General features: G+C 69.3%; 21 protein-coding genes and 1 pseudogene. 8 read left to right on the top strand and 14 right to left on the bottom strand.

Annotated elements, in window-relative coordinates:
• Nucleotides 1-229: 229 nt before the first annotated feature.
• On the bottom strand, nt 230-952 hold the full coding sequence (locus tag QMK34_RS33890) for an alpha/beta fold hydrolase (RefSeq protein ID WP_326418763.1): 723 nt from the start codon (nt 950-952) through the stop codon (nt 230-232).
• A gap of 102 nt (nt 953-1054) precedes the next feature.
• Here QMK34_RS33890 and QMK34_RS33895 point away from each other — a divergent pair, with 102 nt between their 5' ends.
• Together QMK34_RS33895 and QMK34_RS33900 are read left to right on the top strand one after the other, a co-directional pair.
• Nucleotides 1055-1432, top strand: a complete 378-nt coding sequence (locus QMK34_RS33895; RefSeq protein WP_326418764.1) for an OB-fold nucleic acid binding domain-containing protein — start codon at nt 1055-1057, stop codon at nt 1430-1432.
• Nucleotides 1433-1446: 14 nt separating this feature from the next.
• A complete protein-coding gene (locus QMK34_RS33900; RefSeq protein ID WP_326418765.1) occupies nt 1447-2187 on the top strand; it encodes a DUF3159 domain-containing protein in 741 nt (246 codons plus the stop codon).
• A gap of 81 nt (nt 2188-2268) precedes the next feature.
• On the opposite strand, the gene QMK34_RS33905 is transcribed toward QMK34_RS33900, so the two are convergent.
• The 3 genes from QMK34_RS33905 to QMK34_RS33915 are packed head-to-tail and all read right to left on the bottom strand — an operon-like array spanning nt 2269 to nt 4491.
• Entirely contained in the window at nt 2269-3180 is a 912-nt protein-coding gene (locus QMK34_RS33905; protein ID WP_326418766.1) for a helix-turn-helix domain-containing protein, read from the bottom strand.
• Nucleotides 3170-3826 (bottom strand): potassium channel family protein, encoded by a 657-nt coding sequence (locus QMK34_RS33910; RefSeq protein WP_326418767.1) that lies wholly within the window; start codon nt 3824-3826, stop codon nt 3170-3172. The genes QMK34_RS33905 and QMK34_RS33910 overlap by 11 nt, the downstream gene beginning before the upstream one ends.
• Complete coding sequence (locus QMK34_RS33915) at nt 3826-4491, bottom strand: potassium channel family protein (protein ID WP_326418768.1); 666 nt, start codon at nt 4489-4491, stop codon at nt 3826-3828. The genes QMK34_RS33910 and QMK34_RS33915 overlap by 1 nt, the downstream gene beginning before the upstream one ends.
• Before the next feature lie 108 nt (nt 4492-4599).
• On the opposite strand from QMK34_RS33915, the gene QMK34_RS33920 reads away from it, so the two are divergent.
• The 3 genes from QMK34_RS33920 (at nt 4600) to QMK34_RS33930 (ending at nt 8298) form a co-directional block, all read left to right on the top strand.
• Complete coding sequence (locus tag QMK34_RS33920; protein ID WP_326418769.1) at nt 4600-6672, top strand: APC family permease; 2073 nt, start codon at nt 4600-4602, stop codon at nt 6670-6672.
• Nucleotides 6669-7862, top strand: coding sequence for a class I SAM-dependent RNA methyltransferase (locus tag QMK34_RS33925; RefSeq protein WP_326418770.1), 1194 nt, complete (start codon nt 6669-6671; stop codon nt 7860-7862). The genes QMK34_RS33920 and QMK34_RS33925 overlap by 4 nt, the downstream gene beginning before the upstream one ends.
• Nucleotides 7863-8025: 163 nt before the next feature.
• Entirely contained in the window at nt 8026-8298 is a 273-nt protein-coding gene (locus tag QMK34_RS33930) for a hypothetical protein (protein ID WP_326418771.1), read from the top strand.
• 3 nt (nt 8299-8301) lie between these two features.
• Here the strand turns inward: QMK34_RS33930 and QMK34_RS33935 are convergent, their stop codons facing one another.
• Both QMK34_RS33935 and QMK34_RS33940 read right to left on the bottom strand, forming a co-directional pair.
• Entirely contained in the window at nt 8302-9615 is a 1314-nt protein-coding gene (locus QMK34_RS33935; RefSeq protein WP_326418772.1) for a DUF4474 domain-containing protein, read from the bottom strand.
• The gene (locus QMK34_RS33940) at nt 9612-9920 is read right to left on the bottom strand and encodes a hypothetical protein (protein WP_326418773.1); all 309 of its coding nucleotides are present in this window, start codon (nt 9918-9920) and stop codon (nt 9612-9614) included. Before QMK34_RS33940 ends, QMK34_RS33935 begins: the two co-directional genes overlap by 4 nt.
• A gap of 582 nt (nt 9921-10502) precedes the next feature.
• On the opposite strand from QMK34_RS33940, the gene QMK34_RS33945 reads away from it, so the two are divergent.
• Both QMK34_RS33945 and QMK34_RS33950 read left to right on the top strand, forming a co-directional pair.
• Nucleotides 10503-10841: a hypothetical protein gene (locus QMK34_RS33945; protein ID WP_326418774.1), complete on the top strand. Its 339-nt coding sequence runs from the start codon at nt 10503-10505 to the stop codon at nt 10839-10841.
• A 26-nt stretch (nt 10842-10867) separates the two neighbouring features.
• Complete coding sequence (locus tag QMK34_RS33950) at nt 10868-11401, top strand: histidine phosphatase family protein (protein WP_326418775.1); 534 nt, start codon at nt 10868-10870, stop codon at nt 11399-11401.
• Between the two features lie 54 nt (nt 11402-11455).
• Here QMK34_RS33950 and QMK34_RS33955 read toward each other — a convergent pair whose 3' ends face one another.
• The 4 genes from QMK34_RS33955 to QMK34_RS33970 form a co-directional block, all read right to left on the bottom strand.
• Nucleotides 11456-12607 carry a serine hydrolase domain-containing protein gene (locus tag QMK34_RS33955; RefSeq protein ID WP_326418776.1) on the bottom strand — a complete coding sequence of 384 codons (1152 nt, stop codon included), beginning with the start codon at nt 12605-12607 and terminating at the stop codon, nt 11456-11458.
• A 217-nt stretch (nt 12608-12824) separates the two neighbouring features.
• Complete coding sequence (locus tag QMK34_RS33960) at nt 12825-14381, bottom strand: GMC family oxidoreductase (RefSeq protein ID WP_326418777.1); 1557 nt, start codon at nt 14379-14381, stop codon at nt 12825-12827.
• Nucleotides 14378-15916: an APC family permease gene (locus tag QMK34_RS33965; RefSeq protein WP_326418778.1), complete on the bottom strand. Its 1539-nt coding sequence runs from the start codon at nt 15914-15916 to the stop codon at nt 14378-14380. The genes QMK34_RS33960 and QMK34_RS33965 overlap by 4 nt, the downstream gene beginning before the upstream one ends.
• Nucleotides 15917-15946: 30 nt before the next feature.
• Nucleotides 15947-17431, bottom strand: coding sequence for an aldehyde dehydrogenase family protein (locus QMK34_RS33970; protein WP_326418779.1), 1485 nt, complete (start codon nt 17429-17431; stop codon nt 15947-15949).
• 206 nt (nt 17432-17637) lie between these two features.
• Here QMK34_RS33970 and dxs point away from each other — a divergent pair, with 206 nt between their 5' ends.
• Nucleotides 17638-19569 carry a 1-deoxy-D-xylulose-5-phosphate synthase gene (gene dxs / locus QMK34_RS33975; protein WP_326418780.1) on the top strand — a complete coding sequence of 644 codons (1932 nt, stop codon included), beginning with the start codon at nt 17638-17640 and terminating at the stop codon, nt 19567-19569.
• Between the two features lie 71 nt (nt 19570-19640).
• Here dxs and QMK34_RS33980 read toward each other — a convergent pair.
• From QMK34_RS33980 to QMK34_RS33995, 4 genes and pseudogenes are all read right to left on the bottom strand, one after another.
• Nucleotides 19641-20974: pseudogene (locus QMK34_RS33980) on the bottom strand (aldehyde dehydrogenase family protein).
• Entirely contained in the window at nt 20971-22623 is a 1653-nt protein-coding gene (locus QMK34_RS33985) for a thiamine pyrophosphate-binding protein (protein WP_326418781.1), read from the bottom strand. Before QMK34_RS33985 ends, QMK34_RS33980 begins: the two are co-directional and overlap by 4 nt.
• Nucleotides 22616-23572, bottom strand: a complete 957-nt coding sequence (gene speB, locus QMK34_RS33990) for an agmatinase (RefSeq protein WP_326418782.1) — start codon at nt 23570-23572, stop codon at nt 22616-22618. Before speB ends, QMK34_RS33985 begins: the two co-directional genes overlap by 8 nt.
• A 38-nt stretch (nt 23573-23610) precedes the next feature.
• Nucleotides 23611-25062 carry a sodium:solute symporter gene (locus QMK34_RS33995; RefSeq protein ID WP_326418783.1) on the bottom strand — a complete coding sequence of 484 codons (1452 nt, stop codon included), beginning with the start codon at nt 25060-25062 and terminating at the stop codon, nt 23611-23613.
• Nucleotides 25063-25099: the final 37 nt, after the last annotated feature.

Here is a 25099-nt window from a genome sequence, read left to right on the forward strand (position 1 = left end):
CATGTACGAAAGTGCGGCTTTGTCTTTAAGGGGGGCGACCTGCCGTCGCGAGTTGGGAGGCCCTGGCGGGCCTGAAAGAGGGCGCGCGGCGGTGAAGTCTCCACTCGCAGAGCTCGCGGAGACCTTGTGGTCCCGGACTACGGCTGGGGTTGGGTTTTTGTGGTTGGTGTCGGGGCTGGGACCGGGGGTTGGGGGTTGTGGCTGGGTTTGCTGGGGCTGGTTGGGGTGGTTAGGGGCGGTGGGTTGTGTGGGCGCGGAGCCAGGCTAGGACTGTTGCTCGGCCTAGGGACTCTCGGTCTCGGCCCAGGTCTGTGAGGGTGGTCTCGCCCAGGGCCGCGTGGGGGAGTGCTTTTGCCCACTGCCGGGCTACTTCCGGTGGGTGGATCGGGTCGTCGGTGCAGGCGCCTATTCCGGCAGGGACCTTCAAAGCGTGCAGGTGGGATAATTCGGGCGCTGGTCGTTCGGCGGCTGCCCGGAGGCTTGCCGCCAGGCCGTCACCTTGCCTGCGCCAGGCTCGGGTCAGCTCCGTTGCCAGCCAGGGGGGTACTCCGGCCGTCGATGCCGCCAGGGCGGCTTCCGTGCCGGAACGGGTCACCAGATCGCTGGAGAGGCGCGCGGCCAGCGACGCGGGTGCTTGGCCAGGATGGCCGTTCCAGGCCGGGAGCGCGGCCATCAGGCCCGCGCAACGGCCGGGATTGCGCACTGCCCACTCCGCGGCCAGGTGTGCGCCGAAAGAGATTCCGCCGACCAGCAGCGTGCCGTGCTCGGCCGCCAGGTCGTCGAGGATGGTCAGGTAGCCCCCGGCCAGCGCCGATCCGGGCGGGGGAGCGGGTGTCAGCAGGCCGAGACCGAGCGTGGCGAGGGGTCCGGCGAAGACCGCGCGGACGAAGACTTCGTCTGAGCCGGTGCCCGGTAGGAGCACGGCCGTCGAGGGCAGGATTGCGGACGTCACGTTGCGATCTTGACGCAAACCCGTTTCGCTGGCTTGGACCACAGCTACGCTGGATACGCACGGGCCGTTCGAGTCGGGGCCCCGGAGCACAGGAGCACCACTATGTCCGCCAAAGACGGCGGCTACTTCAGCCGGTTGGTTCGCAAGCTGACCACCGACGTCGAAGACCTCGACGCCGATGATCTGTCCAAGGAATCCGAGGCCGGCGGGGCGCAGCGTGCCTGTGACTGCCGGTCCGGGCAGGAGGTCACCGTGCTCGGGAGACTCCGCAGCGTGGAACTGTGCCCCACGAACGAGGCGGCCACTCTTCAGGCTGAGCTGTTCGACGGGACCCAGGGCGTGACGCTAATCTGGCTCGGACGCCGCCGGATCCCCGGGATCGAGCCGGGAAGGACGATCAAGGTGCGCGGCCGGATGGCAGAGCGTGACGGCCAGAAGGTGCTGTACAACCCCTATTACGAGCTCCAGACGGCCCAGTGAGTTGATTTCGCATCGTGACTGAACCCGCCCCCTCCGGCGAGAAGAACGACAAGACCGAAGACGCTGAGAAGACCCTGCTCGAACAGATGGGCGGGGTGTCCGGCCTGATCTACTCGTCGGTGCCGGTCGTGGTGTTCGTGCTGGCCAACGCCCTGTTCAACCTGCCGGTGGCGATCTGGAGCTCGGTCGGCGTCGCCGTGGGCATCACGGTGCTGCGCATCGTCCGCAAGGAGCCGCTGCAGCCGGCGATCTCCGGGCTGTTCGGCGTCGGGATCGCGGCGTTCATCGCGTACCGCACGGGTTCGGCCAAGGGTTTCTTCCTGTTCGGCATCTGGACGAGCCTCGTCTACTGCGGGGTTTTCCTGCTGTCCGTGGTGGTGCGCCGGCCGCTGGCCGGGGTGGTCTGGAACCTGCTCAACGGCACCGGCCAAGCCTGGCGCAAGGACAAGTACTCCCGCTTCGGCTACGACGTCGCGACGCTCGCCATGGCCGCGATCTTCGCCGCCCGTTTCGTCGTCCAGCGGTGGCTCTACCAGGAGGACTACACCGGCTGGCTCGCGTTCGCGAAGCTCGCGATGGGCTACCCGCTCTACGCCCTCGGCCTGCTGGTCGTGGTCTGGGCGGTGCGCCGGTCGGACAAGCGGCTCAAGCTGCTCGCCGAGTCCGCCCCGCCGCCGGAGACCGACGCCGAGATCGAGGCCAGACTCCGCGAGAAGTACGCCCAGACGCAGAAGACCCCGGTCACCGAGCCCTGACCCCGCGTCGCGCCCTGTCTTGCGGTCCCTGAAGGCCACCTTCACGGCGTAATACGCCGTGAAGGTGGCCTTCAGGGGCAATCAGCGGCGGCGGAGCCCGTCGAGAAGTCCGGCTCGTTGTTCCACCGTCAGGTGCCGGTAGGCCCGTGACGCCACCCGATCGGTGACGGTCTCGATGCGCTTCCTCAGGGGATCGTCGTCGGTCAGGGCGCGGACTGCGTCCGCCGTCAGCCCCTCCGCGAGCCAGGCGGCGGCGTGTGCGTCGGCGCGGTGGTGCCGCAGTGCGAAGAGCGCTTCGAACAGCCGCGATTCCCTACTTTCGTCGGGACTTGCCGCGGCCATCCCCGCGAAAACCGGGCCCTCCGAAGGTCCCGTGCCCGCGACCGCGGCTTCGGCGAGTTCGAGCACTTCGTCCGGTTCGTCCCGGAGCCGGGTCGTTGTTTCGGTTTCGAGCCCGCTCAGCCGGTTCAGTTCCACGGCCATCGACTGGGCGGTGACGCAGGCGTCCGCGGCGTCGAAAGCCGTCCGCAGGGACGCGGTCATGGCGTCGCTGCGGGTGTGCGACAGCAGGTCCAGCCCCTCGGCGAACCGGCGTCTGGCCAGTGTCCAGTCACCCGCGTCGTACGCGCACACCCCGGCCGCTTCCACGAACAGGTGACGGCCGGGATGGGTGGGTTCCAGCTCGGACAGGCAGACCGCCAGCTCCGCTTCGGCGAGTTCGAAGCGGCCCTGCGCCGCGTGGACGGAGGCCAGTTCCTTGGTCACCAAGCGTAGCTGCACCGGCGTCGCGGCGGCTTTCGCCGCCGAGAGTTCCGCTTCGGCGAGCTCACAGCGGCCCAGGAGCAGGGCGGAGCTCCCGGTCACCAACCGGTCGTGGTACCCCATCCGTGGTTCGCCGAGTGCCTTGTCGAGCCACGCCGCGGCCTGCGCCGGGTCGCTGAAGACCTGGTGCAGGGTCTCGGCGTCGAACTCGATCCGGGGATCAGTAGCCAAGTGCCGTCCGGATCTCCGGTTCCACGTCGGAGGTGGCCACGAACAGCAGTTCGTCGCCCGGCTCCAGGGGGTCCTCCGGGGTCGGGATGATGACCCGGTCCCCGCGCAGGATGGTCACCAGCGCGGCGTCGCGCGGCAGATTGAGCTCACTGACCGGCTTCCCCGCCAGTGGCGTCTCCTCCGGGAGGGTGAGTTCCACGAGGTTCGCCTGGCTCTGCCGGAACGTCATCAGCCGCACCAGGTCGCCGACGGTGACGGCCTCCTCGACCATCGCCGCGAGCATCCGCGGGGTCGAGACGGCCACGTCGACGCCCCAGGCGTCGTTGAACAGCCACTCGTTGGCGGGGTTGTTGACCCGCGCCACCACCCGGCGCACCGCGAACTCGGTCTTCGCGAGCAGTGACACGACCAGGTTGGCCTTGTCGTCACCGGTGGCCGCGATCACGACGTCGCACTGCTCGATCCCGGACTCCTCCAGTATCGACACCTCGCACGCGTCCCCGAGCACCCAGTCGGCCTGCTCGACGATCGACGGCTCGAACTGGTCGGCCTCGCGCTCGATGAGCATCACCTGGTGACGCCCGTCGATCAGCTCGGTGGCGATCGAACGGCCGACGGCCCCGGCGCCGGCAATCGCGACCCGCATCAGTTCTCCTCTTCCGGCGCGCTCTGCGCGATGCTGCTGACCTCGTTGACGGTGCCCGAGCGCGCGGCCATGTAGACCATGTCGTCGGCCTGCAGCACCGCCTTGTGGTCGGGCAGCACGGCTGTCCCGAACCGCATGATGAACGCGACTCGCGCGCCGGTGGCCTCCTGCAGGCTCCGCACGCTGTGCCCGAACCAGCCCTCGTGCAGCGGCAGCTGGATCAGCGCCACGCTGCCCGAGGGATCCCGCCACGCCGACGACACGCCGTCGGGCAGGAGGGTCCGGAGGAACCGGTCGGTGGTCCAGGGCACGGTCGCCACCGTCGGGATGCCCAGGCGCTCGTAGACCGCCGCGCGCTTGTGGTCGTAGATCCGCGCCACGACGTGCTCGACGCCGAAGTTCTCCCGCGCGACACGCGCGGAGATGATGTTGGAGTTGTCGCCGCTCGACACCGCCGCGAAGGCCCCGGCCCGCTCGATCCCGGCCTCGATCAGCACCTGCCGGTCGAACCCGACGCCGACGACCTGCTGACCGCGGAAGTCGCTGCCGAGCCGCCGGAACGCCTGCTGGCTCTTGTCGATGACCGCGACCTCGTGGCCAAGACGCCCCAGCGCCGCGGCCACGGATGCGCCGACCCGGCCGCATCCCATGATCACCACGTGCACGCCTTGCCTCCTCATGTCGATCTTGGTGTGGGGTTCACCCGTCCGCAGGTACCCCGCGACACACCAGCGCCGAACCTACCGTGTTTCTCGTACCGTTACGCTCTTGCGGTGTCGAAGTTTCCGACCGTGCTGAAGAGGCTGGTCCTGGGTCGTCCGTTCCGTAGTGACCGGCTGTCCCACACGCTGCTGCCCAAGCGCATCGCGCTGCCGATCTTCGCGTCCGACGCCCTGTCCAGCGTCGCGTACGCGCCCGAAGAGATCTTCCTGACGCTCAGCGTGGCCGGTCTTTCCGCGTACGCGTTCGCGCCCTGGATCGGCGTCGCCGTGGCGCTGGTCATGCTGGTCGTGGTCGCGTCGTACCGGCAGAACGTGCACGCCTATCCCAGCGGCGGCGGTGACTACGAGGTCGCCGGGACCAACCTGGGCGGCAAGTTCGGCCTCACCGTGGCCAGCGCCCTGCTGGTGGACTACGTCCTCACGGTCGCGGTGTCCACTTCGTCCGGTGTGGCGAACATCGGCTCGGCGATCCCGTGGGTGGCCCAGCACAAGGCGATCACGGCGGCGGTCATCGTCGCGGTGCTGGCCGCGCTGAACCTGCGGGGCATCCGCGAGTCGGGCAAGGCGTTCGCGATCCCGACCTACGGTTTCATCGTCGGTATCTTCGTCATGGTCATCTGGGGCCTGTTCGAGGCACTGACGGGCACCCAGATGCGTGCCGAGAGCGCCGGGTTCGAACTGCACGCCGAGTCCTCTTTGACCGGTTTCGCCTTCGTCTTCCTGATTCTCCGGTCATTCTCCTCCGGTGCCGCCGCGCTGACCGGGGTCGAGGCGATCAGCAACGGCGTCCCGGCGTTCCAGAAACCGAAGTCGAAGAACGCCGCGTCGACGCTGCTGCTGATGGGTGTGCTCGCGGTGACGATGCTGATCGGCATCATCACCCTGGCGATCATCACCAAAGTGAACTTCGCGGAGGACCCGGCCCGGCAGCTGGTCGGCGCGCCCGCCGGGTACGAGCAGAAGACGATCGTCGCGCAGATCGCGCAGGCCGTCTTCGCGGGCTTCCCGCCGGCGTTCTACTACATCTCGTTCTCGACCGGCATCATCCTGCTGCTGGCCGCGAACACCGCGTTCAACGGCTTCCCGGTGCTCGGCTCGATCCTCGCCCAGGACCGCTACCTCCCGCGTCAGCTGCACACCCGCGGCGACCGGCTCGCGTTCTCCAACGGCATCCTGTTCCTGGCCGTGTTCGCCCTAATGCTGATCTTCGCCTTCGACGCCGAGGTCACCCGGCTGATCCAGCTCTACATCGTCGGCGTGTTCGTGTCGTTCACGGTGAGCCAGGCGGGCATGATCCGGCACTGGAACCGCTTGCTGTCCAAGGAAACGGACCCGACGGCGCGGCGGCGGATGCGCCGCTCGCAGACGGTCAACGCGGTCGGCCTGACGATGACCGGCGTCGTGCTGGTCATCGTGCTGATCACGAAGTTCCTGCTCGGCGCCTGGATCGCGATCGCGGCGATGGTGGCGATCTTCGTGCTGATGACCGCCATCCGTAAGCACTACGACCGGGTGGCCGAGGAACTGGCCGAACTGGACACGGCGCCGGCGGTGCTGCCTTCGCGCAACCACGCGATCGTGCTGGTGTCCAAACTGCACCGGCCCACCCTGCGGGCACTGGCCTACGCCAAGGCCGTCCGGCCCGACGTGCTCGAGGCGGTGACGGTGAACGTCGACGACGCCGACACCCGCAGGCTCGTCGCCGACTGGGACAAACACGGCTTCAAGGTGCCGCTGAAGGTGGTCGAGTCGCCGTATCGCGAGATCACCAAGCCGGTGCTGGACTACGTGAAGCGCGTGCGCGGCGACAATCCGCGCAACGTCGTCACCGTGTTCATCCCGGAGTACGTCGTCGGGCACTGGTGGGAGCAGGTCCTGCACAATCAGAGCGCGCTGCGGCTCAAGGGCAGGCTGCTGTTCCAGCCCGGCGTGATGGTCACCAGCGTGCCGTGGCAGCTGGAGTCCTCGGAGAAGGCCGCCGCCCGAGACCGCCGGGCCCGACCGGCCGCCGGTGACGTGCGGCGGGGTTTCACGCCCTCGGGCGTGCTGAAGAAGGCCGAGCCCGCCCCGGGCCCGGCCAAGACTGCCGCGGGCAAGCCCGCGGAGAAGGACAAAGCTGAATGAGCACCGAAAGCTGGCTGGGCCGCACCCTCGAACTCGAGGTCGGTGCGGTCGCCCACGGCGGGCACTGTGTGTCCAGAGTGGACGGCCGGGTGGTGTTCGTGCGGCACGGCCTGCCGGGAGAGCAGGTGCTGGCGCACATCACCGAGGACAAGGGCGGCTCGTTCTGCCGCGCCGACGCGGTCGAGGTCCTCAAGCCCTCGCCCGAGCGCGTCGAGCCACCGTGCCCGCTCGCGGCGCCGGGGGAGTGCGGCGGCTGCGACTGGCAGCACGCGAAGCCCTCGTACCAGCTTGAGCTGAAGGCGGCGATCGTCGCGGAGCAGCTCAAGCGGCTCGCGGGTATCGAGCGTGAGGTCGTCGTCGAGGCGCTTGAAGGCGGCCCGCTGGACTGGCGCAGCCGCGTCCGGCTGGTGGCGGGCAAGGACGGGCGCGCCGGGTTCCGCGCGCACCACAGCCACCAGGTGATCGCGCTCGACGACTGCCCGATCGCGGTGCCCGGCGAGCTCGACGAGGTGCTGGCCCGCAAGTGGCGGCCCGGCAGCGAGCTCGAAGTCACCAGCGACGGCGAAGGCCGCACGCACGTCCGCGAACTGGCGACGGTGAAGGGCAAGGTCCGGGCCCGCCAGCTCAGCGGCGGCGTCGCGATGCAGCACGCGGCAGGCCGCGACTGGCGCCTCGACGCGCACGGCTTCTGGCAGGTCCACCCGGCCGCGGCGGGCACGCTCGCCGCCGTCGTCGCGGAGTGGGCCGAAGCCCCGCTCGGCGGCCGTGCCTGGGATCTGTACGCGGGCGTCGGCCTGTTCGCCTCGGTGCTGGCCGAGCAGGTCGGGCCCGAGGGCAGCGTGCTGGCCATCGAGTCCGGCAGGCGCGCGGTCGCCGACGGCCAGGAGAACCTGGCGGACCTCCCGCAGGTCCACTGGCACGCGAGCCGCGTCGAGCACGCGCTGGCCGACGCCACCAAGCCGGTCGACGTGGTCGTCCTCGACCCGCCCCGCAAGGGCGCGGGCAAGGCGGTCGTCGAGTCCATTGTAGAGGGTGCGCCGGACAGGATCGTCTACGTGGCCTGCGATCCCGCCGCCCTGGCCCGCGACATCGCCATCTTCGCGGAGCACGGCTACGGCCTTTCGGACCTGCGCGCGTTCGACGCCTTCCCGATGACCCAGCACGTGGAGTGCGTGGCACTGCTTCAGTAGTCGCGCTTCCGGACTTGACGGTCCCTGAAGGCCACTGTGTCCCCAAAGGCCCGTCGCCTCGTCGGCGACGGGCCTGACGGCGTTTTACGCCGTCATGGTGGCCTTCAGGGACAGCGATGCCAAGACGGGCCCGGCGAGGGGCCGTTCCGTCTAGGCTGGGGGCATGACCGAGTCGAGGCGGGGTTCCGGCGAAACGCCGGAGGAGCTGGCAGATGCGTTGCGGGCCAAGGCCAGGAGTGCCGCCACCACGGCGTTGCGCGCAGGACTGGAAGACGTCGAGGATCGCTACGGTCAGCACTTCGCCGACGAGGTCGCCGCGCTGATCGACGTCGACGACGTGTTCGCCGGCCTGGCCGATCCGGTCGCGGCCCGCCGCGGCCACCAGGGCGAGGACGACGACGGGCCGTACGAGTTCAAGTCGCTGACCGGTTTGTAGGGGTCACTTCCGCCAGTCGTAGCTGAGGACGGGCGGGTGGTCGGAACCCTTCGTGACGGTGAGGTAGTCGTGGGGGTGCGCGGCGGCGTACCGGGTCATCTCGTTGTACATCCGGTCGCGCATGCCGACGTCCTGCACCTCGATCGTGGCCCGCTGGCCCAGCTCATTGGGGTGCACGTTCGGGTCGGTGCGGATCGCCAGGTTCCAGAAGTGCCGCTTGTCGGTGCCGTCCGCGCCCTGGCCGTCGTTGGTGAAGTAGACCTCGTCGGTTCTCTTGTTGTAGATCTGCTGGGTCACCTTGATCTGGTCGTCACCCTTGGCGGCGTCGAAGTGCCCGTTGTTGTTCGGCGAGTCGCTGGTATACAACCCGACTTCGCCGCCGAACGCCTGGCCGAACCCGTAGCCGCCCTTCCACAACTCCAGCCGGTACGTCTTCCCGGTCTTGGGGTCGGTGAACTCCATGTTGTCGCCATCGGCGCCGGTGTCGTCGAGGCGCATACCGCCGATCCGCCCCAGCTTGTCGTAGAGGTCGCGCCAGCCGAGGTAGCTCTGCATCGAATGCTCGCCGGTGGTGTAGAAGCCGCCGTCCTTGACGTACTTGAAACCGAGGTAGTCGTAGATCTTCTGCGCGACCTCGGGATTCTGCATGATCTTGTCCCAGTCGCCGTGCAACAGGGCGTTCCTCAGCTCCGGGTTCTTCGCCACCAGCGCGGCGAGGCCGGGCAGTTCGCGGAGCATGATCGCGGCGATCTCGGCCTTGCTGCGCTTCTCGGAGCCCGCGAGCTCCCACACCCGGCCCGTCTTGTTCCGGAGCTTCTGGCCCTCGATGAGCAGGACCGCGTCGTAGGTGGTGGTCACCCGCTCCAGGTCGGCCAGCAGGACGAGGGCCTCGGCCTTGACGAGCTTGTCCTTCGCCCAGGCGACGGCGAGGTCGACCTTGCGGAGCCCGAAGCCGTGCCAGCCGCTGTCGAGCTTCGTCTGCAGACCGTCGGCGTCGGCGCGCTTGTTCCGGGCTTCCTGCTGAGCCTTCGCCAGCGCGTCGCGGATCACCTCGAACGATTTGGCCGACTCCTCGAGGTCCTCGGCCTGTTCGTCGCGGTTCTTCTTGAACGCCTCCAGTGACGTGAGCGCCGCTTCGCCGGTCCCGCCGTGCCAGCCCTCGCTCAGCTGGACGCGCACGCTCTCCAGCAGGGACTTGGTGTCCTTGATCATTTCCTTGGTGGCCCGGCAGGCGCGGGCGCGGTCGTCCAGCTCGGTGGTGCTGCCCTTTTCCACCTGGTCGGCGAGCTCGTGGATCTTGTCGAAAATCGCCGTCACCGGTCAATCCGTTCGAGGCCGCTGTCCAGGGCTTTCAAGAAGGCGTCGCGTGCTTGTGCGTCGGTGCCGTGATAGCTCTTCGCGGCGGTGTTGATGCTTTCGACCAGGTTGTCGACCTGCTGCTGTGCTGCGTCCAGGTCTTCCGTCCTGGTCAGCAGCCAGACGTCGTAGTCGCCAGCGAAGCCGCCGGCCCGAGCCGTGCTTCCGACGTTCGGCGACCCCTCCGCGGAAAGCGTCGGGTGCTTCCCCGCGGCGAGCTTGGCGGCCGCGTTTTTGATGTCCGCGACGTCGACTTCGAAACCCACCGGACTTCCTCTCCGTCGGGCCACTCTGCGCGAGTGACATGCCTGTCGGCGATGTAACAGCATGCCACACCTGGGACGTCGGGGGACCGCTGTCGGTTCCCTGGCCACTGGCCGAAACCGGACAAGTCCCGGGGAGTGTCCCGCAGGTCATCGGGGCAGAGGACGATCGCGGCGATGGTGCGTTCAGCCTGGTGGTAAGCAGCGCGTTTCGCTCGATCCGGTGGTGGCCCGCGGTGGCGTTGCGTTTCCGCATCGTGTTGTCTTCGGGTGAGTTCAGAGCAATCAATGTCAGGACAAGAATGGCTCCCGGAAGTGTGTCCCGAGGCTTTAATCGGCTAAGAACGCGTCTGAGAACTGTCGCAGCAGCCGCCGCTCGAAGCCTCGGGTGCCTGTCCTTCGAAGCCGCCTACCCTCCACAAAGGACGAAAAGTCTACCCATTCGCCCGTTTCGTACCGCCATGACCGTTTTATGCGTGCCCCTGAAGGCCACCATGACAGCGTTAAACGCCGTGAAGGCTCCCATCAGGGCAAGGGCCGCGGTCATTGCGGCGGAACCGGCACTATCACGATTGTCGAGGACTGATGGTACATCCGACAACGCTGGTGCCGGAGATCGCCGAGCAGGACTTCACCTATCGCAACGGCCGCACCGAGGTGATCTTCACCGCGCCCTATCCGACCGAAGGGCCGGTGTGCGCCAGGGATGCTGCTGGGCGGCAAGTCCTGATGTTCATGTACGCGCACTTCGTCTTCTGCTGGGCCGAAGGTGCCGCGTGTGTCCACGTCGGTCATGGGACGCTCGGCGGGGCGAGGGCGACGCTGTGGACTGATGTCAAGATCAGCGGAAAGTGGTGTGGTGCCGTGCTTGCCGCCTTCGGGCAAGCATGGACGCGGGCGCATCTGGCCCGCTTCGCCAGGTGAGTGGGAGCCCTGTCAGACAAAGGCGGATGTCCTGTGAGGTTGTCGTCGTGCGGCACGCGGAGTCCGTGGTGCCGAGCCCCGGTGGGCCTGACGACTTGAACCGCCCGCTGACGGCGCGGGGGAGGGCTGCCGCCGAGAAGCTGGCGAACGAGCTGATGGCGTTGGAGCCGACGGCCGTTGTGTCGAGCCCCTCTCTGAGGGCGTTGCAGACCGTGTCGCCGGTCGCCGAGCTGGCGGGGCTCGAGGTTTTCACCCGGTGGGAGTTGCGCGAGTGGGATTCGGGGGTGGAGCCCTCGCCGGGTTACGCGGTGCACTACGCGCGGAGCTGGGCCGACCCGGATCTCGTTCGTGCGGGCGGGGAAAGCCTGCGGCAGTTGACGGACCGGGCGGTCGCCGCGGTGGACGGCCTGGCCGAGCGGTATGCGGGCGGTGTGGTGATCGTCGGTAGCCATGGGACGTTCGTGGCGCGGCTGCTGGGCGCTTGCGGCGTCGAGGTCGACTGGCCGTTTTCGCGGGACATGCCGATGCCCGCCGTCTATCGGCTGTGGCCCGGTCGGTGAATACGTGTCAGGGGCCGCGACGGCCTCCCCGGGGAGGCCGCCGCGGGCCTGGTGTCAGAGCGACGCGTACAGGGCTTCCTCGAAGTCGCTGTACATCTTCATCGCCTCCGGAGTGACGAACGGCAGGAAATTGCTGTAGATCGACGCGCAGATCCCGGTCGTGCGGTCGATCCAGAAGTGGGTGTTGCACAATCCCGCCCAGGCACCGGAGCCGGCGCGGCGGTGGCCGGGCACGTCCTCGGTGTTGAGCAGCAGGCCGTAGCCCCACTTGCAGCCTGGGCCCGCCGAGAACGAGCCGCTCGACGCCGGGTCGGCGGTCGGGATGGTCTCCGGGAAGTCCAGTTCGCCGATCTGGTTGGTGAACGCCGCGTCGACCGTCTCCTGCCGCAGGATCCGCACGCCGTCGAGCTCGCCGCCGCGCAGCAGCGCGCGTTCGAACTTGATGTAGTCGTGGGGGGTCGAGTACAGCCCGTGGCCGGCCGCCCACCAGTCCGGGGCCTGGTTGAGGATCTCCCCGGCGGAGACCCAGTCGCCGTCCTCGCCCTTGACATGCACCGGGGTGCAGCCGGCGCGCTGTTCGTCGTTCATCAGGAACGTGGTCTCGTCCATGCCCAGCGGCCCGGTGATGCCGTCCTTCACCGCGACGTCGAGGGTGACGCCGGCGACCGCCTCGACGACCTTGCCCAGCCAGTCGGTGTTGATGCCGTAGTTGTACTTCGTGCCCGGGTCCGCGACCAGGGGCGCGGTGAAGCTCTTACCTGATCCGGCGACCACGTTCGGCACGCCGGTGGCGGCCTCCCAGCGCACCAGTTCGTCGTTCCAGAACCAGTAGCCCAGCCCGGCGGTGTGCGTGATCAGCTGCTTCACCGTGGCGCGGCTCGCCGGGGGCCGCAGCCGTGGCGTGTCACCGTCGAACCCGTCGATCACCTGGAGATCGGCGAACTCGGGGCGGTAGGTGTCGACGGGCGCGTCCAGGTCGAGCGCGCCCTTCTCCGCCTGCTGGAGGGCGACCGTGGTGGCGACCATCTTGGTCATCGACATGATCCGGAAATGGGTGTCGAGCCCCGCCGCGTCCGTCCCGCCGACCTCGCGAGGGCCCGCCGCGCCCTCGTAGAACACTCCGTCCCGGTTCGCGGCGATGGCCGCGACCTGGGGAACCGCACCGGACTCGACCGCTTCGCGCAAAACCTCGTCGATCGTACTCACCGAAAACCTCCGTTGGCCTGTTGCCGACCCGCGGCACGGCCGACGTCAGGGCACGCCCGGTAAGGCCCCGACCCGCACTACTGTGTCGCGGATCACTTTCGACACATTGCCAGTCAGGGTCGCACCACCTGTCGCGCATGGCAACGAGACAGGTCCAGTCGAGTGACAGCGGTGACGGAAAACCGGCTGCGGTCGTGGCGTGCCCGAGCGTCGATGGTCAGCGGGTCTTCGCGTCCTCCTTGATCAGGTCGGCGCACTTCTCACCGATCGCCATGGTGGTGATGCACGGGTTCACCGCTACGAGGAACGGCATCGCCGAGCCGTCGGCGACCCGCAGGCCCTCGACGCCGCGCACGCGCAGCCGCTCGTCGAGCACGGCCAGCGGGTCGCCGTCGGCGCCCATCTTCGCGGTGCACGCCGGGTGGTAGACGGTGTTGTGCGTCTTGCGCAGGTAGTCGGCGATCTCGTCGTCGGACTTCGCGTCCCTGCCCGGCGCGAGTTCGATGCCCGCCCACTCGTCGAGCGCGGGCTGTTCGGCGATCTTGCGCGCCAGCTTGATGCCGTGGGTCATCACGCGGATGTCGTGCTCGTCGGAGAAGTACCGCGGATCGACCTTCGGTTTGTCGCGGAAGTCCCTGGTGCGCAAGCGAACCGTGCCGGTGGAGCGGCTGCGGGTGACGTTCGGAGTCAGGCAGAAGCCGTTCTCCGTGGTCGGATAGCCGTGCCGCAGGGTGTTCATGTCGAACGGCACCGACCCGTAGTGGAACATCAGGTCAGGCCGGTCGAGCCCGGCCTCGGTGGTGGTGAAGATGCCGATTTCCCACCACTGCGTCGATTCGGTGACCATCGGCTGCAGCGCGTCCCACTGTATGACGCCCTCGGGGTGGTCCTGCAGGTTCTCGCCGACGCCGGGGGAGTCGACGAGCACCTCGACGCCGACTTCGCGCAGGTGCTCCGCGGGCCCGATGCCCGACAGCATCAGCAGTTTCGGCGTGTCGATCGCGCCGGAACTGACGATCACCTCCCGCCGCGCCTTCAGTTCCACGCTGTGGATCAGGTCGTCGCTGAGGTACTCGACGCCGGTGCAGCGCTTGCCCTCGAAGGTCAGCCGCTTGGCTCGCGCCTCGGTGAGGAGGTGCAGGTTCGGGCGCTGCCCGATGATCGGGTGCAGGTAGGACACCGACGCCGACGAGCGCGTGCCGTCCTCGCGGGCGTTGATCTGGAACCAGTTCGCGCCGTGCGTCACGGTCTTGCCGGAGTTGAACTCCGTGGTCGGGATCCCGGCCTGCGCGCAGGCCCGCAGCAGCGCGACGCCCGTCGGGTCATGCGGCGGCACCGAGCGGATGGTCACCGGGCCGGACCGGCCGTGGTGCTCGCCGGGCCCGTCGTTGGTCTCGAGTCGCTTGTACAGCGGGAAAATGTCCTCGCTCGACCAGCCGGTCAGCCCGCGTGACGCCCATTCGTCGAGGTCTTCGGCGGGCGCCCAGAAGGCGATGCACGAGTTGTGCGAGGAGCAGCCGCCGAGCACCTTGGCACGCGCGTGGCGCAGGAACGAGTTCCCGGACTCCTGCGGCTCGACCAGGTAGTCCCAGTCGTAGCCGGATTCCAGCAGGCCCATCCACCTCGTCAGTTCCAGCACCGCCAGATCGTCCACATCGGACGGTCCGGCCTCGAGCAGGGCGACGGTGACGTCCGGGTCCTCCGAAAGCCGGGCCGCGACGACCGAACCCGCTGTCCCGCCGCCGACGACGATGTAGTCGAACTCCGCAGTCACTGCGCTGTTGTCCCTTCGCCGGGCGGGGCGACGCGGTGTCCCGCGTGATCGGCGAGCACCCCCACCTTGTGTCGTTGCACGAACCAGTAGTAGGCGAACCCGCCGATGGCGAACACGGCCACGAACAGCACCGAGCTCCACTTCAGGTACCAGTGATACGGCGGGGCCGCGTTGTAGATCTCGTTGCGGGGCCAGGCGAGGTTGATCGTCATCCCGATGCCCCACAGGACCGCGACGACGTTCACCGGCAGGCCCCAGCGGCCGAGGGAGAACCGGCCCGCTGGGGTGTCCTTGCGCGGCCACTGCCCCTTGAACCGCTTGAGCAGCAGCGGCACGGTGACCAGGAGGTAGGCCACGTAGATCAGGATGATCGCCAGGCTGGTGACCGCGGAGAAGATCTGCGAGGAGTTGATGTTCACCGCCAGCAGCGCGATCGCGATGATCCCGATGAGCACCGCGGGCAGCACCGGCGTGCCGGTCTTCTTGTTGACCTTGGCGAGTTTCGAGCCGCCGGGGAGCGCGTTGTCCCGCGCCATCGCGAACGCGATGCGGATGGCGGCGGTGTGCACGGCGAGCACGCACACCGTGATCGCGATGAACACGACGAACAGGAACATCCGGCCGATCGTGCCGCCGAGCGCGTCGGTGAGCACGAACTGCAGGCCGATCGTGCCGAGCTCGGGGGCGTTGATGTTCCCGACGGCCATCAGCGCGAACAGGATGATGAGCCCGCCGAGCACGAACGACGCGATCAGCGCCCGCAGGATCGCCTTGGGCGCGTTGGTGTGCGGATCCTTGGACTCCTCGCCGAGCGACGCGGCGGTGTCGAACCCGTACATGACGTACGAGGACGCGATCGCCGCGATCAGGAACGCGCCGAGGTAGCCGCCCGCGTGGCCGTCCCCGGTGCCCAGGGTCTCGGTCACCACGCTCGGGCCTCGGGTGAAGTGCGCCGCCAGGAAGATCACCAGCAGGACCGCGAAGAGCAGTTCGATGAACACCCCGGCGCTGTTGATCCTGGCCATCAGCTTGACGCCGAACGCGTTGACGAAGGTGGTGAACACGATCAGCAGGGACGCCAGCAGGACGCCGTTGGCGGCGTCGCTGGTGCCGGTGCCGTCGCCGATGACCTGGAAGAACGACGAGATCTGCGGCAGCGTCCGCTGATACGCCAGTGCCGTCGCCGAGATCGAGACGATCGACGCCAGCAGCATCATCCAGCCCGCCATCCAGGCGACGTGGGAGTTGCTGAGCTTCTTCGCCCAGTTGTAGATCGAGCCCGCCACGGGGTACTGGGCGGCGAGCTCGGCGAAGCTCAGCGCGACCATCAGCTGGCCGGCGAACACCAGCGGCCACGACCACCAATAGGCCGGGCCGCCCTCGGAAAGGCCGAGGTAGGAGAGCTGGAACACGCCCGTCAGCACGGAGATGTAGCTGATCCCGGCGGCGAAGGTGTGGAAGCTGCCGAGTGTTCGCTTGAGCTGGTTGGTGTAACCGAAGTCGTTGAGTTCCTGATCGCTGGTGTCGGCGCTCACGGGTGGTCCTTTCGGTTGTTCACGATCGGACTACCTACCGGCGGGCTCCCCATCGAACCAGTACTGCGGGCCTGGTTTGAGGTTCTGGTAGACGTGCTTGACCTCGGTGTACTCGGCCAGTCCGGTCGGGCCCAGCTCGCGGCCGAACCCGGACTGCTTGAACCCGCCCCATTCGGCCTGCGGCAGGTAGGGGTGGAAGTCGTTGATCCACACGGTTCCGTGCCGTAGCCGGTTCGCGACGCGCTGTGCGCGCGAGGCGTCGTTGGTGAACACCGCGCCCGCCAGCCCGTAGTGGGTGTCGTTGGCGATGCGGACGGCGTCGTCCTCGTCGGTGAACGTCTCGACCGTGAGCACCGGGCCGAAGGATTCGTCGACGACGGCGCTGCTGCCCTGCTTCACGTGATCGAGAATCGTCGGGAGGTAGTAATGCCCCTTCGCAAGTGCTGCGTCGTCGGGGCGCTTTCCGCCGGTGCGCAGGACCGCGCCTTCGGCCAGCGCGGCCTCCACATAACGCTCGATCTTCGCCAGATGGGCGGCGGAAATGAGCGGCCCGGTCTCGGCGTGCTCGTCGAACGGGCCGCCCAGGCGGATCAGCTCGGCCCGGCGGACCAGCTCGTCGACGAACCGGTCGTGCCACTCCTCCTGCACGATCAGCCGCGCGCCCGCCGAGCAGACCTGGCCGGAGTGCAGGAAGATCGCGGTCAGCGCGTAGTCCACCGCGGTTTCGAAGTCCGCGTCGGCGAACACCACGTTCGGATTCTTGCCGCCGAGCTCCAGCGCGACCTTCTTGACCGTGGCCGCCGCGGTGGCGGCGATGACCTTGCCGGTGGCGAGGCCGCCGGTGAACGAGACCAGGTCCACGTCCGGGTGCTCCGACAGGGGCGCACCCGCCTGGGGACCGGCGCCGAGCACCAGGTTGCCCACGCCCGCGGGCAGACCGGCCTCTTCCAGGAGCTTCATCAGCATGATCGACGTGTGCGGCGTCAGCTCGCTGGGCTTGAGCACGAAGGTGTTGCCCGCGGCCAGCGCCGGGGCGACCTTCCAGATGGTCTGCAGCAGCGGGTAGTTCCACGGCGAGATCAGCCCGCAGACCCCGACCGGCTCGTGCACGATCCGGCTGAAGGCGTCCGGGTTGCCGGTGTCGACCACGCGGCCGGCGTCGTTGGCCGCGAGCTTGCCGAAGTAGCGCAGGCAGGCCGCGATGTCGGCCATGTCATAGCGGCTTTCGACGAGCCGCTTGCCGATGTCGAGCGATTCGGCCTTCGCGAACGCCTCGGCGTCGCGGTCGAGCAGGCCGGCCACCTTCAGCAGGAGGTCGCCGCGCTCGGCGGCGGGGGTGGCGGACCAGTGGCCGGCGTCGAAGGCTTTCCTGGCGGCCGCGATGGCGGCTTCGGTATCCGCCCTGGTTCCCTCGTCGACCGTCGCGACCAGGGAACCGTCCGCCGGACAGCGGATCTCCCGCTTGCCGCCTTCGCGGGCTTCGGCCCACTTGCCGTCGATGTAGAAATCCGCCATCAAGCCTCTTCCGCTAGGGCTCACGCTCAGTCGTCGAGCTACGATTATCCAGGCCTCGGACGGCCGCCGCCAGTTCACGGGAGAGGGGCGGGCCGTTCGGTGATGTGACACACCGTTCCCGCCGCCACGGTAGTGGCATGGCGGTCCTCCGTAGACTGACCGGAGCGCTGCGAGAGAGATACGAAGCGAGACAGGCGAGGTGGAGTGTGACGATGCTGGAGTCCGTACACGGACCGGCTGACTTGAAGCGGATGGACGCCGAACAGCTGGAGCAGCTGGCCGAGGAGATCCGGGACTTCCTCGTCGAGAAGGTCCGCCTCGCCGGCGGGCACCTCGGCCCGAACCTCGGTGTGGTCGAGCTGACGATGGCCCTGCACCGCGTGTTCGACTCCCCGCGTGACGCGATCGTCTGGGACGTCGGTCACCAGGCCTACGTGCACAAGATCGTCACCGGCCGCCACGACGGCTTCGGCAAGCTGCGCCAGCTGGGCGGGCTCACCGGCTACCCGTCCCGCGCGGAGAGCGAGCACGACCTCGTCGAGAGCAGCCACGCCTCCGCCGCACTGTCCTATGTGGATGGTCTGGCGAAGGCGTTCGAGCTGTCCGGCGGGGGGCGCCACGCGATCGCCGTCGTCGGCGACGGCGCGCTGACCGGCGGCATGTGCTGGGAGGCGCTCAACAACATCGCCGCCAACCGGCAGCGCCCCGTCGTCATCGTGATCAACGACAACGGCCGCTCCTACTCGCCGACCATCGGCGGCCTCGCCGACCACCTCGCGTCGCTGCGCCTGCAGCCCGGCTACGAGCGGCTCCTGGACGGCGGGCGCGAGATCCTCCGGCACACCCCGGTCGTCGGCAAGCCGATCTACGCGGCGCTGCACGCGGCGAAGGCCGGGATCAAGGACGCGCTCAGCCCGCAGGCGATGTTTTCCGACCTGGGCCTGAAGTACCTCGGCCCGATCGACGGCCACGACCTCGACGCGCTGGAGAAGGCCTTCCAGGGCGCGCGTGCCTTCGGCGGCGCGGTGATCGTGCACGTGGTGACCGAGAAGGGCCATGGGTACGCGCCCGCGGTCAACAACGAGGCCGACCAGATGCACCAGACCGACCCGATCGACCCCGAGACCGGCCTGCCGCCCGCCAAGGGGCCGAGCTGGACCGGGGTGTTCGGGGACGAGCTCGTCAAGATCGGCGCCGAGCGCGAGGACGTCGTGGCGATCACCGCCGCGATGCTGCGCTCCACCGGGCTGGAGAAGTTCTCCCAGGCGTATCCGGACCGCTGGTTCGACGTCGGCATCGCCGAACAGCACGCCGTCACCTCCGCCGCCGGGCTCGCCATGGGCGGCAAGCACCCGGTGGTGGCCCTCTACTCGACGTTCCTCAACCGCGCGTTCGATCAGGTGCTGATGGACGTCGCCCTGCATAAGCTGCCGGTGACGCTGGTGCTCGACAGGGCTGGCATCACCGGTCCCGACGGCCCGAGCCACCACGGGATGTGGGATCTCTCGCTGCTCGGGATGGTCCCTGGGATGCGGGTCGCCGCACCGCGCGACGCCGCGACGATGCGTGAAGAGCTGCGCGAAGCCATCGCCGTCGGCGACGGGCCGACCGCGCTGCGGTTCTCCAAGGGCGGGGTGATCGACTCCGTCCCGGCCGTGGAGCGGATCGGCACGGTCGACGTCCTGCGCCGTCCCCAGCCCGAGGCGGGCGCCGACGTGCTGCTGGTCGTGGTGGGGGCGTTCGCCGTGCTCGGCCTCGCCGCCGCCGACCGGCTCGCCGACCAGGGCATCGGCGTCACCGTCGTCGACCCGCGCTGGGTGGTGCCCGCGCCCGCCGAGCTGGTCGCGCTGGCCGAGCAGCACAAGCTCGTCGTCACGGTCGAGGACAGCGGCCGCCACGGCGGTTTCGGCTCCGCGCTCGCGGCCATCTTCCGCGACGCGGAGTGCGACGTCCCGCTGCGCGACCTCGCGGTCCCGCAGCTCTTCCACGAGCACGGCTCGCGCGAAGAGGTGCTGGCCCGCGTCGGCCTCACCGCGCAGGACGTCGCCCGCCGCGTCACGGAGTGGGCCTCCGGGCGGCTCGGCGGCGAGCGGGCGGAGTCGCCCGAGAAGACCTCGCAGGACGACGGCCGTCGCTAGCGCGCCCGTCTACTGCCTCTGAAGGCCACCATGACGGCGTTAAACGCCGTGATGGTGGCCTTCAGGGACAGTCAGAAACGGGTCATGACGTGTTTTACGCGGGTGTACTCGGCGAAGGCGTAGGCCGAGAGGTCCTTGCCGTGCCCGGAGTGGCCGAAGCCGCCGTGGGGCATTTCGGCGACCAGCGGGCCGTGCGTGTTGATCCACACGCAGCCGAAGTCGAGCTCGGCCGAGACTCGGGCCGCGCGGCCGAGGTCGTGGGTCCAGATCGAGGACGCCAGCCCGTACGGGACGCCGTTGGGCCGGGCGAGGGCCCGGGCCGGGTCGGCGCTGACGACCGTGGGGGAGAAGAAGAACCCGCGCTCGCCCGCGGGCGAGCCGCCGGTCTCGATCCGGGCGTGCGCTGGCAGCTGTTCGAGCAGCCCGCGCACCCTGTCCAATTGCGCCGCGCTGTTGAGCGGGCCGTAGTCCTCGCCCGGGGTCTGCGCGGCCGCGATCTTGGTCAGCTCGGTGACGAACTCGTCGTGGATCGACGCGTGGACCAGCACCCTGCTGCCCGCGGTGCAGTCCTGCCCGGCGTTGTAGAACGCCGCGCCGACGATGCCCTCGGCGGCCTCGGCGAGGTCGACGTCGTCGAACACCAGCAGCGGCGCGTTGCCGCCGAGTTCGAGGTGCGTGCGCTTGAGGTCGGCCGCCGCGACCGTGGCGACGTCTATGCCCGCGCGGGTCGACCCGGTGATCGAGACCAGCTCGGTGATCGGGTGCTTCACCAGCGCCCGGCCGGTTTCGCGGTCGCCGCACAGCACGTTGAACGCGCCCCGCGGCAGGAACCCGGCCGCGACCTTGGCCAGCAGCACCGCCGTCGACGGCGTGGTCTCGGCGGGCTTCAGCACGACGGTGTTGCCCGCCGCCAGCGCCGGAGCGATCTTCCAGACGCCCATCAGCAACGGGTAGTTCCACGGTGCGATCTGCGCGCAGACGCCGATCGGCTCGCGCCGGATCACCGAGGTGTGCCCCGCCAGGTACTCCCGGCCCCGGTGCCTTCGAGCTGCCGCGCCATCCCGGCGAAGAACCGCAGCGCGCTGACGCACTCCGGGATCTCCTCCGCCAGCACGACCTGGCTGATCTTGCCGGTCTCGCGGACCTCGGCGTCGGCGAACTCCGCAGCCCGGTCCTCGACCGCGTCCGCGATCTTCAGCAGGGCCAGCTGCCGCTCCGCCGGAGTGCTCTTGCGCCACAGCCTGAAAGCCCGCTCGGCCGCCACCAGTGCCGCGTCCACATCGGACTGTTCCGAAAGGACACTGGCGCCGAACACCTCGCCGGTGTCCGGGTCGGTCAGGTCCAGGGTGCGCCCGCCCGCGGCCGGGGTTTCGCGGCCGTCGACGAAGTTGAGGACAGTCATCACTTCTCCAGGTGGGTCGGCGCGAACATCGTCAGCAGCGCGGGCACGACGACCACACTCGGCCCCGGCGTGCGCAGCGCCCCGGCCAGGTCGGCGCCCACAGTGTCCAGTGTGGACAGTTTCGCGGCCACGCCGAACGACTTCGCCAGCGCGACGAAGTCCGGGCGGGCCAGCTCGGTCGCGGTGGACCGGCCGAAAGTGCCGGTCAGGTACTCGCGCAGGATGCCGTAGCCGCCGTCGTCGACGACCAGCCAGGTGACGTCCAGGCCGTGCTGCACGGCGGTGGCCAGCTCGGCGATGCCGTACATCGCGCCGCCGTCGCCGGAAACCGCGAGCACCGGACCGCCGGTCGCCACCGCGCCGCCGAGCGCGCCGGGCAGGCCGTAGCCCAGCCCGCCCGCGCCCTGCGCGGTGTGGATCGGCGCGCCCTCGGCGTTCCACACCGACCAGGCCCAGTAGGCCGCGATCGTCATGTCCCAGTAGGTCTGGGTGCCCTCGGGCACGGCCGCGCGGATGTCCGCGAGCAGCTTGTGCTCCAGCTCGAGGTGCTGGCTGCCGAGACGTTCGCGCACCTGGCCGAGCAGCTCCGAAACCGCGGCTTCGGCGTGGCCGTCGGAGTCGCGGAACGGCACCCACTCCAGCAGCGCCTGCAGCGTGAGCTTCACGTCGGCGTGGATGCCGAGTGCGGGGTAGTTCGATTCCAGCTTGCCAAGGTCGGCCTCGACCTGGATCACCCGCCCGCGCGGGGCGAACCCGCGGTAGTTGCTGGACAGCTCGCCCAGCCCGGAACCCAGCACCAGCAGCACGTCCGCGCCGGCGAGGAACTCGGTGGTGTGCCAGTCCTCCAGCCACGACTGCGCGGACAGCTCGTGGTCCCAGGCGAACACGCCCTTGCCGCCGAAGGTGGAGACCACCGGCGCGCGCAGGGCCTCGGAAAGCGCTCGCAGCTCGGCGTGCGCACCGGACCGCAGCGCGCCGCCCCCGGCCAGGATCACCGGGTTCTTCGCCGCTCCCAGCAGGTTCGCGGCCTCGGTGACCAGCTCGGGCAGCGGGACCAGCGGCACCGGGTCCGCGGTCACCGAGGCCAGCCGCGGCAGCGAGGCGGGCGCGAGCAGGACGTCCTGGGGGATCTCGACCCACACCGGTCCGTACGGCACGGTCGCCGCGGACTCCCACGCCTCCCGCAGCGCGGTCGGGATCTGGCTGACCGTCCGGACCACGTGCACCGACTTGACCACGCCCGCGAAGCTCGCCTGCTGGTCGGGCAGCTCGTGCAGGTAGCCGTGCCGCCCGCCGCCGAGCCCGGCGACCGGGATCTGGCTGGAGATGCCCAGCACCGGCACCGAAGCCGCGCGCGACTCCTGCAGCGAGGCCAGCGTCAGCAGCGCTCCGGGGCCGGTCGAGACGATCATCGGGGTGACCGGGACAGGCCCGTCCGGGTTCGCCGCGAGCTTCGCGCGGGCGTGCCCGTCGGCGGCGAAGGCCAGGTTGTTCTCCACCCGCGAGCTGATCACCCGCAGGTCGTCCGCGCGGCGCAGGGCCTCGAACAGGCCGAGTGCGTGCTGACCCGGCAGGCCGAACACGGTTTCGGCGCCCAGCGCGCGCAACGTCTCGACGACGACGTCACCGCCGATCCGGTCCAGGTCAGTCATTCTTCACTCCCAAGCTCAGCAGGCTCACGAGGTCGTACGCCACGTGCGACGCCGCGATGGCCGTGATCTCCGCGTGGTCGTAGGCGGGCGCCAGTTCCACGACGTCCGCGCCGATGAGGTTGCAGTCCCGCAGCCCGCGCAGGATCTCCAGCAGTTCGCGGCTGGTCAGCCCGCCCGCCTCGGGCGTCCCGGTGCCGGGCGCGTGGGCCGGGTCGAGCACGTCGATGTCGACCGAGACGTAGAGCGGGCGATCGCCGATGCGCTGGCGCAGCGCGTCGACCGTCTCGTCCACCCCGCGGCGCAGGACGTCGCCCGAGGTGACGATCCCGAAGCCGAGCCGCCGGTCCTCCTCGAGGTCCCGCTTGCCGTACAGCGGGCCGCGCGTGCCGACGTGCGAGAGCGCGCTCGTGTCGAGGACGCCCTCCTCCGACGCCCGCCGGAACGGGGTGCCGTGGGTATACGGCTCGCCGAAGTAGGTGTCCCAGGTGTCGAGGTGCGCGTCGAAAAGCAGCAGCGCCACCGGGCCGTGCTTCTTCGCGGCGGCGCGCAGCAGCGGCAGCGCGATGGTGTGGTCGCCGCCGACGGTCACCAGCTTCGTGCCGTCCGCGGTGAGCGCTTCCGCTTCCTGCTGCAGGGTTTCGATCGCCTCGCCGATGTTGAACGGGTTGATCGCGATGTCCCCGGCGTCCACCACCTGGGCGGCGGCGAACGGGGAGACGTCGAGGCCGGGGTGGTACGGCCGCAGCAGACGGCTCGCCTCCCGCACCGCGGCCGGGCCGAACCGCGCGCCCGGCCGGTAGGACACCCCGGCGTCGAAGGGGACACCGACCACGGCGACGTCGGCGCGGTCGACCTGATCGATCCTCGGCAGCCGCGCGAAGGTGGCGAAGCCGGCGAACCTCGGCACCTTCGACGAGTCGACGGGGCCGATCGGGGCGGTGTGAGTCACGGGTACTGCTCCTGCTTCTTGTTGTGTGGTCAGGGAAATCAGCTGACGGCGGCCTTCGCCGCTTCTTCTTCGGCGACCGCGCTGCCGTCGAGGCGGCGCGTCCACACGGTGAGGATCTCGGCCGGGGTCCGCGGGGTGGCGAGACTGACCACCACGTAGATCACCAGGCTCGCCCCGAGTCCGAAGTAGATCGGCTCGTTGGCCTCCATGCCGAGGGTGATCATCGAAACGACGACCACGAGGGTGCCCGCGATCATCGACGCCAGCGCGCCGGGCCGCGTGCCGCGTTTCCAGAACAGCGCGCCGATGATCGCCACGAGCAGGCCACCGACCAGGATGTTGTAGGCGATGGTCAAGGCGTCGACCACGTCGTCGACGATCATCGCGATGCCGATCGCGAGGACGCCGAGCACGAAGGTGGCGATCCGGTTCCTGGTCACCTCACCCTCGCCGGACTTGCTTTTCAGGCCCAGCTTGCCGAGCAGATCGGACGTGCTGACCGTGGAACACGCGATGAGCGCGCCGCTGGCGGTGGACATCATCGCCGAGAGGGCGGCGGCGAGCACGAGCCCGCGCACGCCGGTGGGCAGCAGCCGTTCGACGATCGTGGCGAACGCGTCCTGTGCATTGCCCAGGTCCGGGTACAGCGCCTTGGCCGCGGTCCCGATCAGCGCCCCCGCGACGCCGTAGACCAGGCAGTAGACCCCGGAGATGATGCCGCCGCCGGTCGCGACGGCCGGGGTGCGCGCGGTGAACACCCGCTGCCAGATGTCCTGCCCGATGAGCAGGCCGAAGCTGTAGATCAGGACGTAGGTGAAGATCGTGGAGCCACCGATGGCGGTGAACTCGAAGTAGCTCGCGTCGAGCCGTTCGCGCATCCCGGCGAAACCGCCCGCGGAGTTGATCGCGACCGGCAGCAGGATGAAAAGGATGCCGATGGTCTTGATCACGAACTGCGCGATGTCGGTGAGCGTGATCGACCACATGCCGCCGAGCACCGAGTACAGCACCACGATCGAGCCACCGACGGCGATGCCCGCCCAGTTCGGCAGGGCGAACAGCACCTTGAAGATCGTCGCGAACGCGAGCGTCGAGGTGACCGTCAGCATGAGCGTGTAGACCCACATCACGACGCCGGAGATCGCGCTGGTGGAGCCGCCGTAGCGCAGGTCCAGCATCTCGCCGACGGTGTAGACGCGGAGTTTCACCAGCCGTCGCGCGAACACGGCGTGCAGCACCAGGATGCCGATGCCGATGGTGATCACCAGCCAGGCGCCCGAGACGCCGTAGGTGTAGCCGAGCTTGACCCCGCCGACGGTGGAGGCGCCGCCGAGCACCACCGCCGACATCGTGCCGGAGTACATGAACCAGCCCAGCCGCCGCCCGGCGACCAGGTAGTCGGACTTGGTCTTGGCCAGGCGCAAGCCGATCCAGCCGACTCCGATCATGCCCGCGATATAGAGCGCGATCACCGCGTAGTCACCGCCCACGGTGTCCTCCTCGTCTGCTGCCGGTGTTGTCCGGGTC

The organism is Amycolatopsis sp. H20-H5 (genome assembly GCF_035828755.1).
Classification (GTDB): domain Bacteria; phylum Actinomycetota; class Actinomycetes; order Mycobacteriales; family Pseudonocardiaceae; genus Amycolatopsis.